Raw genomic sequence first — 17,873 nt, forward strand, 5'->3', positions numbered from 1 at the left:
GGGACACAATGAAACACGAAGATAAAAAACATCATCACCATACCGGAAGCTGCTGCAGCGGCCCTTCTTCATCAGAAATTGAGAACAGCCCCTGCTGCTCCTCTTCTTCAGAAGCCGCACCTACTGAAGAACCTTCTTCCTGTAGTACAAAGAGTCACGCACACAGTCACAGCTGCTGTTCAGATACAAGTGCGTTAACGACCGATAAAAGCCAGCATTCTTGCTGCAGTGATCACGATATAGCAACAGGCAGTGACATAGAAGAAACGGCTGAATACCGCGTGTATGGAATGGATTGTCCTTCTTGTGCTGCTACGATTGAAAAAAGTTTAAAAACGTTAAACGATATTCAACACGTAGCAATCAACTACAATACAGGAAAGCTTCAAGTGGCGGCGGCAAGTGAATCAGCTCTGTCACTCATTCCAAACTCAGTGGAAAGACTGGGCTTTAGTATTGAGCCTATTCAATCAAATAAGAAAATGAAAACGTATTTGATTGAAGGAATGGACTGTGCAGCTTGTGCAAACACGATTGTGAATCATTTAAAAACAGTTCCTGCTGTCAAAGACGTACGCGTTAACTTTTCAACGGGAAAAGCACAAATTGAACATGATAATGAAGCTGATGACATTATTAAAGAAGTATCTAAAGCTGGGTATACCGCTACTTTAGTGACCAGCAGCAGGCAGCCCGCTGAATCTCGGCACCATAAAGGCAAAAATGGTCCGATTATTTTTTCAGGTATTCTCATCGCACTAGGTTTTATCGGTTCTCATACAGGAATTGCTTCTTATATGACAACTGTACTGTACGCTATTGCTATGATTGTTAGTGGATATAAGCCGGCTAAAAGTGCTTATTACGGAATCAAAAGCCGTTCTTTAGACATGAATGTTTTAATGACCGTTGCAGCACTTGGAGCAGCTGTTATTGGTGAATGGCTTGAAGGCGCTACGGTCGTTTGGCTGTTTGCTTTAGGTGTAGCTCTGCAAACAAGATCAATTGAACAAACAAGAAACTCGATACGAGGTTTGATGGATTTAGCTCCTTCTGAAGCATGGGTAAAGGAAAACGGGCAGCTGATTAAAAAAGCTGCGGAAGATATTTCAATTGGCAGCACGATTGTCGTAAAGCCAGGAGACCGAATTCCGCTCGATGGTGAAATTATAAACGGGGAATCCAGTATCAACCAAGCTCCTATTACAGGTGAATCTATTCCCGTTGATAAAGTAATGGGCGATGCTGTCTATGCCGGCACGATTAACGAAAGCGGATCTTTAGAAATTAAAGTAACAAAGCTAGTCGAAGATACGACCATTTCTAAAATCATTCATTTAGTGGAAGAAGCACAGGAGAAAAAAGCGCCGACTCAAGCATTTGTTGATAAATTTGCAACCATTTACACACCTATTGTCTTTATTTTAGCTTTATTCATTATGGTCATCCCTCCCCTGTTTGATGGTGCATGGAGCGAGTGGTTTTACAAAGGGCTTGAATTATTAGTTGTCGCTTGTCCATGCGCGCTAGTCATTTCGACTCCTGTCGCCATTGTATCTGCGATTGGAAACGCGGCGAAAAATGGCGTGCTCATTAAAGGCGGGACGTTTTTAGAAAAAGCCGGTGCAATCAATGCGATTGCTTTTGATAAAACAGGAACGCTAACAGAAGGCAAACCAGCCGTTTCAGAAGTTGTTTCCCTTGCTGCTGAAGAAAATCAGCTTTTAGCGATAACCAAAACGCTTGAAGATTATTCAAATCACCCTATTGCCCGCGCTATCGTGGATTATACTGCGGAGAAAAAAGTTGTTTCTTTACAAGGATCAAATTTTAAAATTCTTACGGGAAAAGGCGTGCAAGCAACAATTCAAGACACGGTTTATTACGCAGGTAATGCAAAATTATTCTCAGATTTAGGAACACCTCTAACACACTGCTGGTCTCAGATTGAAAAGCTTCAAAACGAAGGTAAAACGATTATTATTGTCGGAACAGCTAAAAGTGTTCTAGGCATTATTAGCGTAGCTGATACCATCAGACATACAACCGTATCTGCTTTAGAAAGCCTTAAGCAAAACGGAATGCAGCAAATTGTGATGTTAACCGGTGATAACGAAGGAACAGCTAAAATGATTGCTTCTCAGTCTCGGGTAGACCGCTATTTCGCTGATTTGCTGCCTGAAGACAAAGTAAAGGCCATACAGCAGCTTCAACATGAAGGGTATCAAACGGCTATGGTTGGAGATGGAATTAACGATGCCCCTGCCCTTGCTACTGCTGATCTTGGCATTGCAATGGGCGGTGCTGGTACTGATACAGCCATGGAAACAGCTGATATTGTCCTGATGGCAGACAATTTAGAAAAGCTTCCTCATACAATGAAGCTAAGTCGCAAAGCGTTAGCTGTTATCAAACAAAACATTTGGTTTTCTATTATTGTTAAAGTCATTGCCTTAGCCTTTATCTTCCCAGGGTGGCTTACTCTGTGGATTGCCGTCTTAAGCGATACAGGAGCAGCGCTACTTGTTATTTTAAACAGCCTTCGCTTACTCAAAATGAAAAAATAAATGGAATCTATAAGCTTTCCAGCATGCGTTGGAAAGCTTATTTTTTAGGAGGGTTTACGTGAATAACCGCTGGAACCAATTTATTTATAAGTGCTGGGCCCCTTTTTATGATGTCTTTTTTAATAACGGGATGTTTTATCGAGCCAGAAAAAAAGTCTTTCAAGATGTCCCCTTTTCGTCTGAGCAGCGCATTTTATTTGTAGGTGTTGGAACGGGTGCCGATTTAGCTTTTATTCCTCATCAAGTAAATGTAACAGCCATCGACTATTCCAGTGAAATGCTTCAAAAAGCAAAAGATAAATACAAAAACCCGTCTATAACTTTCCACCAAATGGACGCTCAGCAGCTAACATTCGACTCTTTTTCGTTTGATGTTGTTGTAGCAAGCTTGATTCTTAGCGTAGTACCTGATGCAAAGCAAGCTTTAAAAGAAATGACCAGAGTAGTAAAGCCTAAGGGAACGATCCTGATTTTTGATAAATTTGAAACCAAAAAGAAATCCGCGGCTTTTCCTAAAAAAATATTCCGCCTCTTCGTAAAATTACTAGGAACGGATATTGGCCTCTCTTTTGAACATATGCTTGAAGCAAGCCGGGATCAGCTTATCTTGAAGGAAAATTCAAGCGTCATGTTGAAAGGTATGTATCGGAAAATTATTTTGCAGAAAGTTGATGAATGACTTCAAAGACGAATGATGTCTTTTTAACGTGATGGATGTACATATTATTTTCTATCTTTAATTGAAGAAAGGATGAACATTTTGATGATGAAATCAAAGGTCATACCAGTTGTCCTTGCAGCAGGCATGGTGTCCGGCTGTGGAAACGAAAGTAAAGAAAGTTCAGCTAACAAACAGACAGAAACAACACAACATGAAGAACATCAGCCGCACACATTAGGGGATAAACGAGAAGAAACAAAAAATAGTGAAACTCTCCCTTCCTTTCTGAGTGACAAGCCCGAAGATATGCAACTTATTTATGCAGCCGCTGCTAAGCATCAAACCTTACTAGAAAACATTCCTTGCTACTGCGGATGTGGAGAAGAAGCTAATCATCAAAACAACTACGACTGTTTTATCTTTGAAAACAAAGAAAACGGCGCAGTAACGTGGGATGATCACGGAACAAAATGCGGTGTCTGCTTAGAAATAGCGGCTCAAGCTGTAGTAGACTACAGCAAAGGCAAAAGCATCGAAGACATTCGTCAAGAAATTGATCATAAATATAAGGAAGGCTATGCCAAGCCTACTCCTACGCCCGAGGTATGATGCTTCAGCATAAAAATTAGTAAAAGACTTTGGTCTCTTCATCCAAAGTCTTTTTGTCATTTTATTATTTGTTGGTAAAATCTCGTTTGACCTCACCTTTTCAAGTCCTTGTAAAACGCCATAATGTAAAAATAACACATTTGGACGTTTATTTACTGAATGCTCGGGGAATATGCTTTCTAACACCCAAATATAACCATGAGAGGAGAAAAAAACTATGAGTAATTCTGTAGAAACAAATCATTCAGCAAAAGTTGAAGGAGCCATTAATTCTATGAGCGAGGAGAAAAAAGAGGATATTCTCTCTAGCTTCGAAGGATTTAAAAGTTATCTAGGGGACAAGGTCTCAAAAGGTGAAAAGTTAGGGATGAATGAGGAACAGCTTGCTAAAACAGCTCAGAAAGTAGCTGATTATCTCGCTAAGCATGAAGAGCCGCGCAACCGAGAGGAAAACCTGCTTCACGAACTGTGGAAGGTTGGAAACGAAGAGCAACAGCATCACCTTGCCCATATGCTTGTAAGATTAGTTCAATAATAAAAAGGATGACACGGAAGCGTGTCATCTTTTTTATTTACAGATATTAAACAGCGGGAATGATGATTTGCTGCCCAATTTGCAGTTTGGTAGGATCTACGCTGGGATTTGCATCCTGCAGCTGCTGAACAGTCATATTATACTTCTTTGCAATGCTATAGAACGTATCTCCTGCTTGTACAGTATACGTAGTGACAGGAAAAACAATCTGCTGCCCAATTTGCAGTTTGGTAGGATCTACGCCGGGATTTGCATCCTGCAGCTGCTGAACGGTGATATTATACTTCTTTGCAATGCTATAAAACGTATCTCCAGATTGAATGATATAGAATGTAACGCTAGTAGAAGGTAAGTTTAAATACGCAGCAATTCCACGCGCGTGTGCTTCTCCCACTTCACGAAGAAACGTCGCGTTTTTTAATTTTTCAGCGTCGGCTGTTGTATCGATAAACAAGTTTTCAGTTAAAACAGCAGGCATATTTGTTTCACGCAGGACAGCATAATTAGCTGTTTTTAAACCGCGATCTGCAATCGTTCCAAATTTGCGCATGGTTGGTAAAATCTCTGCATGAAGCTCTTTTTGTAAAAGAGAAGATTGACTTCCCTCTTGTGATGGATAGCGATACGTTTCAAATCCAGCACCTCCGCCGGCATTAATGTGCATCGAAACAAATATATCTGCTCCCCATGCATTAGCTCGGTTCGCTCGATCTGATAATGAAACGAACACATCGGTTGAACGAGTTACTTGAACATCTACTAAATAGTTATGCTCTAAATACGCCCGCGCGTGTAGTACAAGCTGCAGCGTAATATCTTTTTCACGCAAATTATTTCCTAAAGCGCCTGAATCTGTACCGCCGTGCCCTGCATCTAGCCATACTTTTTTCATGTGAACCTTTCCTTTCAGCCATAATATGAAAGAACTTGGGGTTAACACCGGCTTTGTCCGATGTTTTATCTCTCATTTTATATATATATATGTAAGTGGACAAGAAGGGTTCGTCCTCTTAAAGGTTAGAGAACAATAACTTAAAAAACTGGATTTTACCATAAACATAAAAAATCCGAACGAATTGGATTTATCGTTCGGATTTCCCTTTAACTAACCTATTTCCACGCCTCTTAATAGAGATAAAAAGCAGGTTCGCCATCTTATCTTCTGCTATTTCTCACTAAAAGCAATTTTTAAGCCAATAAGTGTAAAGATAGAGCCTTGCACGAGATTAAGCCGCTTAGACAGCGCCGGAGATTTTCGCAAAAACTCCCCTACTTTCCCTGCAAATAGACTAATTAACGTAAAGATAATCAGCGCTTGAACTAAAAACACAGCTCCATAAACAAGCATTTGCTGCGTGGTGTGTCCGGTTGAATGATTAACAAACTGAGGTAAAAGAGCAAGAAAAAAAAGCGAAACTTTTGGATTTAGCAGGTTCATAATCACTCCTTTTTTATATAGCACCTTGTACTCAATGGCTTCTTTATTTTCAACAGCGAGAGCGGAATCTTTGGCTGTAAACGTCTTATAAGCCAGATATAATAAATAAGCTGCCCCAGCGTATTTGACAATAGCAAATGCTAAAGCTGATTGATAAATAATAGCCGACAGACCCAACGTTGCCGCTGCTATATGACCAAGCAAGCCCGTGCAAAGACCTAATGAAGTCGAAATCCCTGCGTGTTTACCGTTTGATATGCTTTGTGCTAAAACAAATAAGTTATCAGGACCAGGCATAACCGTAAGCAAAGCGGCGACACCTAAAAAAGAAGTGATTGATACGATATCCATAAGTCGTTCTCCCCCTGCATGATTTTGCCAACCATTATAGCATTTTTTACTATCTAGTATTCAAAAAAAGAAAATTTATCCATAAAAAAGGCTGGGACATAACTAAATCAATCTAATCTAAAGACGAATAAATTGTATACATGAGCTGAGCTGCTTGTTACACCGCTGTTGATTTCCGTGCAAGGCTTCGCTTTCCGCGGGCGGCCGCTGAGCCTCCTCGTCGCTTACGCTCCTGCGGGGTCTCATCTGTTCCGCTTTTCCCGCAGGAGTCTTCGCCTTGTCCTCCAATCAACTGCTAGAAGCAATTGAAAACATGAAATCTATCTTCAACATAACAACAAAAAACACGAACTACCAATTAAAAAATAATTAATAGTTCGTATTTGACTTTAACTGAAATACTTTTGTCCCAGCCTTATTTTTACTACTTATTTAATTTGTTTTTCCATGATTTGTTCTTTAGCCGAGGCAGACTGTGCTTCCGCTTCTTTCATTTCATTATTAACATGAATTGCTTCTTTTAAATACTCTGTTTTGTACCCGCTTTTAAGTGCCCAAGCATAAAAGAAAAGTGCAACAATTGCAATAAGTCCCATATCCCAGCCGTATTTAATAATATTGAGTCCCCCGAATTTTTCACTTCCTATCCAGGAGATTGTCATCATACATAATAAGTAGACAATCATCCAAACGCCAGCTCGGAAGTTTTGACCAAAGCCTTTCCATTTTGATTTTGCTTGATAATAAAAATAAATTGGCAAACCAATTAAAATAATAAATAATACCTGTCCAGTTAACGGCCATCTCGCCCAGTAAAGAGTAAGTGAAGCAAAAATAAAGCCAAGAGGCGCTATTACATTTAACCCTTTTATACGTAAAGGTCTATAAAGATCGGTCCCCGTTTTTCTTAACGTCATAGCTGTGATAGGACCAGTAAGATATGAAATTAACGTAGCTACAGAAATAATTTCGGCTAAAATTCCCCAGCCTCTAAATAAAAATAAAAAGATGAATGAGACAAATAGATTAAAAAACATGGCTTGACGAGGAACGCCGTAAAGCGGATGAACTCGTCCTAGTATATTCGGCAAGTATTTATTTTTTTCCATACCATAAATCATGCGTGACGTGGTAGCTGTATACGTAATACCTGTTCCTGATGGCGATACAAACGCATCGGCATATAAAACAATAACAAGCCAGTTAATATTTAGTGCAATCGCTAAATCGGCAAACGGCGAATTAAAGTTCAGATGACTCCATCCTTTTACGATTTCTGAAGGATTTACCGCTCCAATAAACGCAATTTGAAGCAATACATAGATCACGGTTGCAATCAAAATGGATCCTACCACGGCAATTGGAATAGAGCGTCCCGGATTTTTCGCTTCTCCCGCCATGTTAATAGGGCTTTGAAAACCGTTAAAAGCAAACACAATCCCAGACGTAGCAACAGCTGTCAACACGCTTGCCCATCCATTTGGAGCAACGCCTCCTGCAGAGGAAAAGTTTCCGCCGTGAAATCCTGCAAATAAAAGAGCACCAATTGTAAGCCCTGGAATCACAATTTTAAAAACGGTAATAAGTGAGTTAGCTTTCGAAAATAAGCCTACCGTCCAATAATTTAAAAGAAAATAAATGATTAATAGCCCTGTAGCAATAGCCAAGCCTTTTCCAGTAAGAATCCCGTTTTCTACTAAACTGCCTGTCCATTTCGCCCACTCCCACGGCCATGAACTCATGTACTGAACAGAGGCAACCGCTTCAACAGGAATAACGGATACAATGGCAATCCAGTTTGCCCAAGCCGCAATAAAGCCAAGAAATGAGCCGTGTGAGTACTGCGTATACTTAACCATACCTCCTGCTTCTGGAAACATCGATCCTAGTTCACTGTAAGAAAGAGCTATAAATAAAATAACAACCATTCCAATAATCCAAGAAGCAATTGCTGCAGGGCCTGCAATTTGAGCAGCTCTCCATGCCCCAAACAGCCATCCTGATCCAATAATAGATCCAAGGCCGACCATCATGAGAGAAAACGTTCCCATTTTTCTATGTAAGTTATTCATGTATCTAACACCTTTCTTCTATATATTCTGAGAAGTGAGTTATTAAGCGCTTTCATTAAATTTAAAAAATAAAATTCATTTTGATCTCTAAAAATGCTGCTTAAAAGTACTAACCAAAAGCTTTTACATTCATTCACGCGTCCCCCTTCTTCATTTATTATTTGCTATTATATCATCATCAAGTTAAAAAAGTACGCGTTTTGAATAAAAAATATTTTTATTTTTAGAATTTTGTGCGTTTTACCAATTAAAAGTGCGCGTTTTGAACACTAACATTTATAAAAACAGCCTTTTCATTAAAGTGATATACAAACGATTTTGCTGCAATAACCAGAAAAAAAGCAGGGTAAAATGAAGCGCTCATTTTACCCTGCTTTTTTAAATTATTTTACAACAGCTAACACTGTTTCTTTGAAGCTGTTATAAACATACGACCAAAGAGCCGGTTCTTCTTTATATCTTGTTCGTAACGCAGAAAAGACTTCTTTTTGCTTTTCTTCAAACGAAGGATCTTCTTTTGAAGGAAGTTCGGCGCGAAGCTCATCCACGATTTGCTGAACTTCAGGAGCACGAGGACCCCATTTACCTAGTAAATTTCCTTCATTATTAAAAATTAAAATAATCGGAATAGCACGGCCGCCGTTTGTTAAGTGACGATCAATTAATTCGGTGTCCGCATCGCGCAGTGCAACACGCACATCGATACCGGCAGCTTCAGCTACTTTACGAATGATTGGGTTAATCATCATCGCATCTCCGCACCAATCTTCAGTAATCGCTAAGAAGTGAAGCTTGTGAGCTTTTAATTTGTCAGCCAGTCCATCTTTAGGAAGCTGAAATTGTTCATAAACAGCTAAACTTTCCTCTTTTAATGTACTCATGTCGTTCATATATGTTTGAATTGATTTTCCTTCTTCAAAATACTGCTGTTCTGTTTTCATCAAGATCCCTCTTTCTTTTTTGTATACGAATAGATGAGATATCCAATCTCGTTTTCGTCTTTTCTATACGCACTACTAGTATAGCTTTTAAGCACCATGAATCAAAATATAAAAGTCTGCGTGCTCATTTTGATCATGTTTTTTTATTCTGCGACGGAATTCATAAAACTTCAATTTAAAAACAGCACATTGAGATGTTATAAAAAAAGAGAATGGGGTACATGTACACTATCAATGTAACAAATTTTAAATCTTTGTGAATATTTGAGAATGTTTATTGTGTAACCGTCATCTTTTGATTATGATAATGATATGTTAGCTACTTGACTAAATATGGAGGATGAGGCGAATATGAATCAATCCCCGCATGAAAAGCGAAAAAAACGCAAACAGTTTGTAGAACGTTTAAGACTAAAAGGAATCAAAATAGAGCTGACAAAACCGCGCTCTCACTTTTCTTCACTATCCTTACTAAAATCATAACTCGTAGCCACCTTTTTCTAAAGCGGAACGGTATCGAATTTCAACTATCTATGCTAATGCTTACATATCATTTCAAAAAGAACAGCTTCTAAGTGCTGTTCTTTTTTGATGTTTCTTTATATTTCTGCTTTGTCAAAAAAATTATAAACCTTTTTCTTTATTTTCCCCTTTTTTCTATCTAGGGCTTTTCGCTCTCTTCCATATGGTATTCTCAAAATATATAGTTCTATAAATACCTTAAATTACCACTATATTCAAGGTATATATAATATAAGTATATATTGTAAATTTATAACTATTACTATATAATCTTGTAGAAAACGTAAAAAAAAGGAGAAAATTGATGAAAAAACTGGGGACAATTTTATTATCATTTCTGCTGTTTGTTGGCGTATTTCCAACGTCTTCATTCGCAGCCGCGTCAACATTTGACGCAGACTTCAACAAATATTTAAAATCGGTAAGCCAAACGCGAGGTTTTGAAGTAACCAAAGACGACGTTGAATATTCACTTTCACTGTATGACGATAGTCTTGAAAACTACGATACAATCGCAGATTTAGAAGATTTGTTAGGTGAACCGATTGCAGCTGACTTACATAACGTGCAAGATTTGTATGCAGATTTTGACTTAGACAAAACAAGCTTAAATGCGTTATTAAAAGAGAACGGCCAAAGCTTAGACGATTATGTGTACCTAGATGATTTATACGATGATGTCGGCTTCTATCTAGAAGGCGATGACTGGTATGAAGATGATGAGTCATATGACGAAGAAGACACTTCTTACGATGATGAATTAAGTGAAGAAGATTTAAGCGGCTTACTATCATTTATGCAGTCTGAATTAGGCTTAACTTCAGAAGAGTTAAATCGAATTGAAGCACATTTTACATCGTTAGAAGATGAGCTTTCAAATGAAGCAACGCTTAACCGCTTAGATCAATTAGGCGAGCGCTTAGCGGCATTCGAAGATTTTGATACAGCAACAGAATTATCTGCTGATCAAATCGCTGAATTAATGTCTATTTATAAAGAAATGCTAACAATCTTCCATTTAGACGCTAAATTTTCACTTGTACAAGGTGGAAATGAAAGATCGCTTTCTCTTACTGATTTAATCAACTTAGAAGAATTAAAAAATACAAGTCTAAAAATTTCTCTTTATACAACAGACGGTAAATTTTTAGCAGACATGGTGATCACAGGCGATATGTTTAATTCTGATATCATCACAGACACAGGAAAAGAAGTAGAAAAATCTGCTGAAGCTGTAGCAAAACCAGCTCAAGCGCAAAAACCAGCAGTGGAAAAGAAACAAGAACCGGAGAAGCAACAAACGAACAGCGCTGTACAAAAAACCGTTAAAGGCGGAAAACTTCCGGAAACGGCTTCTAATTATGTAACAAATACATTAATTGGATTAGTGCTTGTAGCAGCTGGCTTTGTTCTTTTCCGCAAAGTGAGACGCGCATAAAATGGAACCAAGAAAAACAAGAAGAACAATCAATCGTAAAAAGCGGTTGATTGTTCTTTCCCTTTTAGCCGCTGTCATCTGCTTTGGTCTTTGGTTTACAACAACAAACGCCTATAAATTTGCAAGAGGCTATTTGGCATTTAAAACAATGGATACAGAAGAACCAGCCGCAGCTTCAGTCTCTAAAAGCAAGGACTCATCAACAGCAGACTCTTCTGCTGAAGCTTCTTCTGTTGAACCCAAAAAAGCGGTACACTCTCGTACTGCTAGCTCAGAAAAAAAGCCAAAAGTGTCAAATGTGTCTTATCCGAAACAGCCAAAAATCGGTGATTTAATGGGAGAACTATATATTCCTAAATTAAACGCGAAGCTGCCAATTTATCACGGTACGAACGAAGATGAATTAGAAAAAGGCGTCGGTCATTTTGCGGGAAGCGTGCTGCCTGGTCAAAACGACAATTCTGTTCTATCAGGACATCGCGATACGGTTTTTCGTAAGCTTGGCGACGTGGGTGAAGGCGATTCGCTTGTGGTAAGTACAGCAGCAGGCACCTTCACATACAAAGTAAACAAAGTACGAATTGTGGATGCGGATGACCGGACCGTTATTGTGCCAAAACCTAGAGCCACTTTAACCGTCAGCACCTGTTATCCATTTAACTACGTTGGTTCAGCACCTGAACGCTATATTTTAGTCGCTCACCTTGTTGCATCAACAACAAAATAAAAAAGCTGCCCTTAAAGAGGCAGCTTTTTTTAATGAATAGATTTCATTAGTAAATCAAACCATATTTTCAACGAAGTTGCCGTAATAACGACTGCTAAGATCACTTGCAGCGACGCTACCTTCGTCTTTTGCCCGACAAAAGCGCCAATCGGAGCTGCTAGTAAGCTTGCTCCAATAATCATAAGCGCCGGAAGCAAAAGGACTTGATGCGTCATTACTTTACCGAATGTTGTTCCCATAGACGAAATAAACGTCACGGCTAATGAGCTTGCAATCGTTACGCGCACAGGAATTTTTAACACGGTAATCATAATAGGAACAAGTAAAAATGCGCCTCCTGCTCCGACAATTCCCCCGCAAATCCCAACTAAAAACGCCAGGGCTGCTGCCAAAGGTTTTGAAAACGTCACTTCGAATGAATCGGCCGCTGGATTATTTTTTTTGGGCATAAACATTAATCCTGCAGCAATTGTTGCCATCACGCCGTAAATGAAATTGATCATTCCTTCTGAAAACGAGTTTGATAGCGTTGAACCAATGAGACTACCAACTAAGACACTGACGCCCATATATAAAATTAACGGTTTATTCAAATAGCCGCCCTTTTTATAAGCAAGAGCTCCTGAAACGGAGGCAAACAGCGACTGCACGGCTCCTATACCAGCTACTTCGTGCGCGCTGAATATTCCCACTCCTACAAGAGGCGGAACAAATAGCAACAGCGGGTACAAAACAACTGACCCTCCAATTCCAAGCATACCTGCTAAAAATGACCCGAAAAACCCGAGTGCAAATACCGTTATTAATAGTTGTACATCCATGTTTTTACCACCTGCTTTTATCAATCCAATATCATGTTTGTTAGAAAGTATGTATACATACAACGCCTTATCTCTTCTTCCATTGTATCACTGTATATGCTTCTTTTCTGTAAAAATATTGATAAAAGTGCTTTCAATTATTAATTTTTTTAATCATTAAAATCCTATCGACTTTATGCGTTATTTACGTTTAGCTCAAACTTCCTCGTTCTCCGCTCTGCTACTTGTGGTAGAATAAAGAAAAACTAGATGTTAGAACTGCCTACATGCTACGCTTATCTCAGCAGGCCCATCATCACAGGAGGCTTTCGTATGTTTGAATACAAAATTGATGACGAAGTTAGTTTGCATTTAATTGAATCAACTGACGCTTTCCCCTTGCTTTCTCTTATTAACGAGTCAAGACCTTACCTAAAAGAATGGCTCCCATGGGTAGATAGCATGCAAAGTATTGCTGACTATGATGAACTCATCCCTGAATGGAGAGCTCAATACTATAATAACCAAGGGTTCCAGGCGATCATTCGGTACTACGGAGAAATCGCCGGGATGATTGGTTTTCACGGAATTAATTGGGGAAACAAAAGTACAAGTCTGGGCTATTGGATTGGACATGATTTTCAAGGAAAAGGTATTATGACAAGAGCCGTACACGGATGCCTGAACTATGCATTTAATACGTTAAACCTTCATCGAGTCGAAATACGCTGCGGCGTTAATAACGAAAAAAGTAAAGCCATCCCTACGCGTCTAGGTTTTACAGAAGAAGGCATTTGCAGAGAAGGTGAATACCTATATGATCACTACCACGACCTTGTGATTTACGGCATGTTAAAACACGAGTGGAAGCAAGCTCCTTATGCTCCTTGGCTTCTTTCTTAAAAAGTAGAATCATTTGGACAAGCTATCGTTTAAATAGGGTATAGTAAAAAGATTAAAAGAAGCTGGGACAACAATATGTGAGTTGAAGAGAAATCCGAACGAGGTTGATTCTTAATGAAGAATCAACCTCGTTCGGATTTTTTATTGTGATGCTGAACACAGGTTTCATTCAATGCAGGTGATACCAGCTGTTGATTGGAGGGCAAGACGAAGACTCCTGCGGGAAAAGCGGAATAGATGAGACCCCGCAGGAGAGAAGCGACGAGGAGGCTCATCGGCCGCCCGCGGAAAGCGAAGTCTTGTACGGAAATCAACAGCGGTGTAACAAGCGGTTCAGCTCATGTATCCAATTTGTTCGCCTTTTGATTGGAGCGATTTCGTTATGTTTCAACCTATTTTTTAATTAAAATATTGAAGCTGTTCGCGGCGAAGCTTATCTTTTTGTTTGTCCGAAATTGAGTAGTCGTAGTTATAAATAGCTCCTTCCCAATCTCCATACATTGGATTTGGAAACACAATTAGCTTTTGACCAAATGCTTCTTTTTGTTCTTCTACAAGCTTATTTCGATCGTTCATCGACTTTTTATCAAAGCCGCTAAAATCAGATAAGTTATCACCAAACAGCAGGACTACATTATGATTCGTCGCTACTTTTTGACGGCGCGTTTCTTTTCCTTCGTCTTTTGGACCCGTCAACAGCACATGGTCTTTGGTTGCTTGAGGAATATGTAAATTCTTTAGGTTTTTAATTGTTGCCTCAAGCTGAGAAGTTGTACGGCCTGAAATGTAGCAAATATCTACACCTTTTTGATCTGCATACGTCAAGAAATCGACAGCACCTGGCACTGCTTTCGCTTTTGCTGCTTGCACCCATTCATCCCACTTATAAGGGAATCCTTTACCCGTTTTGATGGCTGAAGCTTGAAATGGGCTATTATCAAGCACGGTCTCATCTAAATCCAAAATAATGGCAGGCTTTTTATCGGTACTTTTTGCAAGCGCCTCATCTAAACGAAGCTTCCCTGTATTATAGCCTTGGTAATACAAAGCTTTCATTTCGCCGGATGTCTGGTACCAAGCGTCCGCCATAATTTGCTGATCAGCTAGATTTTGAACGGGTTCTTTTTTCTCAGCAGAAACCTCTTTTTCCTGCTGAGGGGCACATGCTGTAAGCGAAAAAGCAAGTACAGCCACCCCTGTCAACGCTGATAATTTCTTATTCATTTTGCATCCACTTCCATCTCTACATATTTTCATGCTAATAATGTTATATATTACCTCAATCAAACAAAAAATCAACACAAATACGAATAATATTTTAATTAATAATTAAAATAGTTCGTTTTAACTGATATTCCTTCCCTTTTTTTGACCATTATCCAAATATTTGTTTATACATTTTCCAAAATCCGTTTTTCTCATTCTTTCTTTTTAATCTTTTTTTAGAAACATATCGGCTTATCACTCATTTGCTCCAGAAGAACTCAATAAATCTGAATTATCTAACTTTTTATCTTGTGTTAGATTCTCTCACAAAAGTGCTTTTTTTTGAAAAGATATATAGTAAAATAGATTTTGTGAATTAAAAGACGGTGTTTTCTATCGAAAGTATTGTATAAATATACAAAAGGGGATGGAGATATGAATCACGTAAAACAATGGGGATGGATTACCTTTGGCTGCTTATGCGTTGCCATCGGAATTCAATTTTTAACCGCTTCTAACCTCGTTATTGGCGGAACGGCAGGACTTGGCATTGTGCTGCAGCATTTAACCGGTATTTCATTTGGGGTATTGTTCTTTATCATCAATCTACCGTTTTATTTTATGGCTCTTACACAAATTGGACTGCAGTTTACGATAAAAAGCTTCATCAGCGTTAGCCTGATGTCAGTGATGTCCGATTTATTAGCTGCCAACTTTTCATTTGCACTTCCGCATCCGCTTGTAGCCGCGGTTATGGGCGGCATTATCGTCGGCATTGGACTAATCTTTTTGTTTCGTCACGGCTCTTCTCTTGGCGGAATCAACATGTTATGCGTGTTTCTTGATAAGAGATTTGGCATTAATCCAGGTAAAACAATGCTTTTGACAGATGTGTTGATTGTAGGCTCTGCAACAGTGGTATTCGGCGTAGTTCAAGTTCTTTATTCGTTAATTGGTATTTTTATCATGACAGGACTGCTTGGACGCTATCACAAACGCTCGCCAATCGAACGAACTGGTGAACATATTGAAGAAGAAGCCAAGCAACAAACGGCTTCAACTATGTAAAAAAACCGTGCGGAAATGATCCCGCACGGTTTTTTTACGCTTATTCTGCTACTTTTACAAGCTGTTTTCCTAAGTTTGCTCCTTCAAATAAACCAAGGAACGCTTCAGGTACATTTTCAAAACCTTCTACAACGTTTTCGCTGTACTTGATTTTCCCTTGCTGCACCCATTCGCCTAACTGCTTAATGCCTTCAGGGAATTTGTCAGCATAGTCGGCTACGATAAACCCTTTCATTAGCGCACTGTTAATTAATAAAGGTGTTTGAACACGTGGTCCAACATCTTGTTTTTCTAAGTTATACAGTGAAATTTGGCCGCAAAGTGGAATGCGCGCAAATTTATTTAATAAGCTAACAACTGCATCTGAAATCTCTCCGCCGACGTTTTCAAAGTAAACATCAACGCCATTAGGACACGCTTCTTTCAATGCTTCTTTCACATTTCCTTTTTTATAATTAATCACTTCATCAAATCCGAGCTCATCTTTTAAATAAGCAATTTTATCTTCAGAACCTGCGATGCCGACAACACGTGCGCCTTTAATTTTAGCGATTTGACCAACAACAGATCCAACAGCACCTGCTGCACCGGAAACGACTACTGTTTCGCCTTCTTTTGGCTGACCGATTTCAAGCAGTCCAAAATAAGCTGTGAGACCAGGCATACCAAGAACGCCGATAGCCGTTGTAATTGGCGCTAGCTCTGGATCAACTTTCTGTAAGTTTTTTGCTTCTGCGGCTGAATAGCGTTTCCAAGGAAGCATACCTGTCACGATATCGCCTTCTTTAAAGCGATCTGATTTTGATTCCGTTACGCGTGCTACAATGCCGCCTGCAAGCGGTGCGTTTAGCTCAAATGGAGGAACATATGATTTTGTATCGTTCATGCGTCCTCTCATATACGGATCAACAGAAAGGTAAAGTGTTTGAACAAGTACCTCGCCTTCTTTCGCTGTAGGCATTTCAATTTTTTCGTATTTAAACGTATCTTTTGTTGGCATTCCCTTTGGACGTTCTGCTAATAAAATTTGTTCATTCATCGATATCGCTCCTTTTTATTTCTCTGTTTTTTGTAAAATGTGCTAAACTTACTTTTGTTATTTTAAATTATATATTGTGCACAACGCAAAAAATATGATTGTGCAATAACACCGAAGGAGAAAAAGACATGGAGCTAATTCGCTGTAAAGAAAATGTTGTTAAAAAACTAAACGATTTTGTTGAAGTAACTCCCCCCGTTATTTTGTTTAAAAAAGGCAATATGTATCCGATTAAAATGGATATCAACTACAACTGGATTGCCACAGACGAACAAGGTCATGAGCATATTGTCGTTTCAAACACAAAGAATGTGCAGGACGACTACTGGTTTAGCTACCATTTTGACTTATATTAAGGAGTTTCCCGGATTTACTCTTCGTAAACGTTATATAAATAAAGTGTTGCATCAGTAAAAAAACAGCGCCAGAATTCTGGCGCTGTTTTTATGTAGTAATCGCAATTGCACGGGTAGTCGTTTGAACGGTCACCCCAGTTGAAGACCGGACAAAAAATTCCATTCTGACTGAGTACGTGTATGTACCAATTGATGCTACTGTATCTACCCATGTAAAAGAAAGAGCATTTTGCTGAGTAAATGATAGTGTTAGAACGGCTGCAGCTCCTTGCTGTAAATTCTGTGAAAACAAAAGCTGAGAATTTCTATATACTCTAAGTGTTACCCCGTATTGATAGCTAGTTAATCCAAGAGGAATGTTTGCTTCAATTGTAGCAAACCCATCTATTTTCATCTTCTGATTGTTTTTTTTCGTCTCAGCATTTACTGTTAAAATGCTCGTTTCAGAACCGTAAGTCAACGACTGCACGCTTTGAGACTGCGATGAAAATATATTCAGCTGGCTTTGAATTACGTCTCCCATTACTTTCCCTCCTCTTAGTTATATGAAATATACGGTAATAAAGTATATACTTACCTTTTGATTTGCATGACTAAGAGTTCAAAGACCTCCGTCAACCAGCTTGCTAAAACTATTTCT

General features: G+C 39.0%; 19 protein-coding genes. 10 read left to right on the forward strand and 9 right to left on the reverse strand.

Features of this window, described 5'->3' with window-relative positions; all coding sequences use genetic code 11:
• Positions 1-8 precede the first annotated feature (8 nt).
• From LJY09_RS15975 to LJY09_RS15990, 4 genes are all read left to right on the forward strand, one after another.
• Positions 9-2,567 carry a heavy metal translocating P-type ATPase gene (locus LJY09_RS15975; RefSeq protein ID WP_098113276.1) on the forward strand — a complete coding sequence of 853 codons (2,559 nt, stop codon included), beginning with the start codon at positions 9-11 and terminating at the stop codon, positions 2,565-2,567.
• A 58-nt stretch (positions 2,568-2,625) separates the two neighbouring features.
• A complete protein-coding gene (locus LJY09_RS15980) occupies positions 2,626-3,246 on the forward strand; it encodes a class I SAM-dependent methyltransferase (protein WP_028414429.1) in 621 nt (206 codons plus the stop codon).
• A gap of 84 nt (positions 3,247-3,330) precedes the next feature.
• On the forward strand, positions 3,331-3,837 hold the full coding sequence (locus LJY09_RS15985; RefSeq protein WP_028414430.1) for a PCYCGC motif-containing (lipo)protein: 507 nt from the start codon (positions 3,331-3,333) through the stop codon (positions 3,835-3,837).
• A 217-nt stretch (positions 3,838-4,054) separates the two neighbouring features.
• The gene (locus LJY09_RS15990; RefSeq protein WP_014459329.1) at positions 4,055-4,372 is read left to right on the forward strand and encodes a DUF3243 domain-containing protein; all 318 of its coding nucleotides are present in this window, start codon (positions 4,055-4,057) and stop codon (positions 4,370-4,372) included.
• Between the two features lie 46 nt (positions 4,373-4,418).
• On the opposite strand, the gene LJY09_RS15995 is transcribed toward LJY09_RS15990, so the two are convergent.
• The 5 genes from LJY09_RS15995 to LJY09_RS16010 form a co-directional block, all read right to left on the reverse strand.
• Complete coding sequence (locus LJY09_RS15995; RefSeq protein ID WP_154973743.1) at positions 4,419-5,264, reverse strand: N-acetylmuramoyl-L-alanine amidase; 846 nt, start codon at positions 5,262-5,264, stop codon at positions 4,419-4,421.
• A gap of 273 nt (positions 5,265-5,537) precedes the next feature.
• Entirely contained in the window at positions 5,538-6,161 is a 624-nt protein-coding gene (locus LJY09_RS16000; protein WP_028414432.1) for a LysE family translocator, read from the reverse strand.
• A gap of 157 nt (positions 6,162-6,318) precedes the next feature.
• Positions 6,319-6,453: a hypothetical protein gene (locus LJY09_RS27675; RefSeq protein WP_255219779.1), complete on the reverse strand. Its 135-nt coding sequence runs from the start codon at positions 6,451-6,453 to the stop codon at positions 6,319-6,321.
• A 136-nt stretch (positions 6,454-6,589) separates the two neighbouring features.
• Entirely contained in the window at positions 6,590-8,233 is a 1,644-nt protein-coding gene (locus tag LJY09_RS16005) for a glutamate/serine transporter AimA (RefSeq protein WP_028414433.1), read from the reverse strand.
• A 383-nt stretch (positions 8,234-8,616) separates the two neighbouring features.
• Complete coding sequence (locus LJY09_RS16010) at positions 8,617-9,174, reverse strand: thioredoxin family protein (protein WP_028414434.1); 558 nt, start codon at positions 9,172-9,174, stop codon at positions 8,617-8,619.
• An 826-nt stretch (positions 9,175-10,000) separates the two neighbouring features.
• On the opposite strand from LJY09_RS16010, the gene LJY09_RS16015 reads away from it, so the two are divergent.
• Positions 10,001-11,134: a processed acidic surface protein gene (locus tag LJY09_RS16015; RefSeq protein WP_228307324.1), complete on the forward strand. Its 1,134-nt coding sequence runs from the start codon at positions 10,001-10,003 to the stop codon at positions 11,132-11,134.
• A 1-nt stretch (position 11,135) separates the two neighbouring features.
• Entirely contained in the window at positions 11,136-11,861 is a 726-nt protein-coding gene (locus LJY09_RS16020; protein ID WP_028414436.1) for a class D sortase, read from the forward strand.
• Positions 11,862-11,890: 29 nt separating this feature from the next.
• Here LJY09_RS16020 and LJY09_RS16025 read toward each other — a convergent pair whose 3' ends face one another.
• Complete coding sequence (locus LJY09_RS16025) at positions 11,891-12,682, reverse strand: sulfite exporter TauE/SafE family protein (protein WP_033580552.1); 792 nt, start codon at positions 12,680-12,682, stop codon at positions 11,891-11,893.
• 312 nt (positions 12,683-12,994) lie between these two features.
• Between LJY09_RS16025 and LJY09_RS16030 the strand changes: the two genes are divergently transcribed.
• Both LJY09_RS16030 and LJY09_RS16035 read left to right on the forward strand, forming a co-directional pair.
• On the forward strand, positions 12,995-13,564 hold the full coding sequence (locus LJY09_RS16030; RefSeq protein WP_013083913.1) for a GNAT family N-acetyltransferase: 570 nt from the start codon (positions 12,995-12,997) through the stop codon (positions 13,562-13,564).
• Positions 13,565-13,755: 191 nt separating this feature from the next.
• Positions 13,756-13,971, forward strand: a complete 216-nt coding sequence (locus LJY09_RS16035) for a hypothetical protein (RefSeq protein WP_165573214.1) — start codon at positions 13,756-13,758, stop codon at positions 13,969-13,971.
• On the opposite strand, the gene LJY09_RS16040 is transcribed toward LJY09_RS16035, so the two are convergent.
• Positions 13,964-14,788, reverse strand: a complete 825-nt coding sequence (locus LJY09_RS16040; protein WP_155010007.1) for a 5'-nucleotidase, lipoprotein e(P4) family — start codon at positions 14,786-14,788, stop codon at positions 13,964-13,966. The genes LJY09_RS16035 and LJY09_RS16040 overlap by 8 nt on opposite strands.
• Positions 14,789-15,205: 417 nt before the next feature.
• Between LJY09_RS16040 and LJY09_RS16045 the strand changes: the two genes are divergently transcribed.
• Positions 15,206-15,838 (forward strand): YitT family protein, encoded by a 633-nt coding sequence (locus tag LJY09_RS16045; protein ID WP_028414439.1) that lies wholly within the window; start codon positions 15,206-15,208, stop codon positions 15,836-15,838.
• A gap of 40 nt (positions 15,839-15,878) precedes the next feature.
• Here the strand turns inward: LJY09_RS16045 and LJY09_RS16050 are convergent, their stop codons facing one another.
• Positions 15,879-16,877, reverse strand: coding sequence for an NADP-dependent oxidoreductase (locus LJY09_RS16050; RefSeq protein ID WP_028409240.1), 999 nt, complete (start codon positions 16,875-16,877; stop codon positions 15,879-15,881).
• Positions 16,878-17,005: 128 nt separating this feature from the next.
• Between LJY09_RS16050 and LJY09_RS16055 the strand changes: the two genes are divergently transcribed.
• On the forward strand, positions 17,006-17,233 hold the full coding sequence (locus LJY09_RS16055) for a hypothetical protein (protein WP_155010006.1): 228 nt from the start codon (positions 17,006-17,008) through the stop codon (positions 17,231-17,233).
• An 88-nt stretch (positions 17,234-17,321) separates the two neighbouring features.
• Here the strand turns inward: LJY09_RS16055 and LJY09_RS16060 are convergent, their stop codons facing one another.
• The gene (locus tag LJY09_RS16060) at positions 17,322-17,756 is read right to left on the reverse strand and encodes a hypothetical protein (RefSeq protein ID WP_028414441.1); all 435 of its coding nucleotides are present in this window, start codon (positions 17,754-17,756) and stop codon (positions 17,322-17,324) included.
• Positions 17,757-17,873 lie beyond the last annotated feature (117 nt).

It is taken from the genome of Priestia sp. J2 (genome assembly GCF_020790095.1).
GTDB lineage: Bacteria > Bacillota > Bacilli > Bacillales > Bacillaceae_H > Priestia > Priestia zanthoxyli.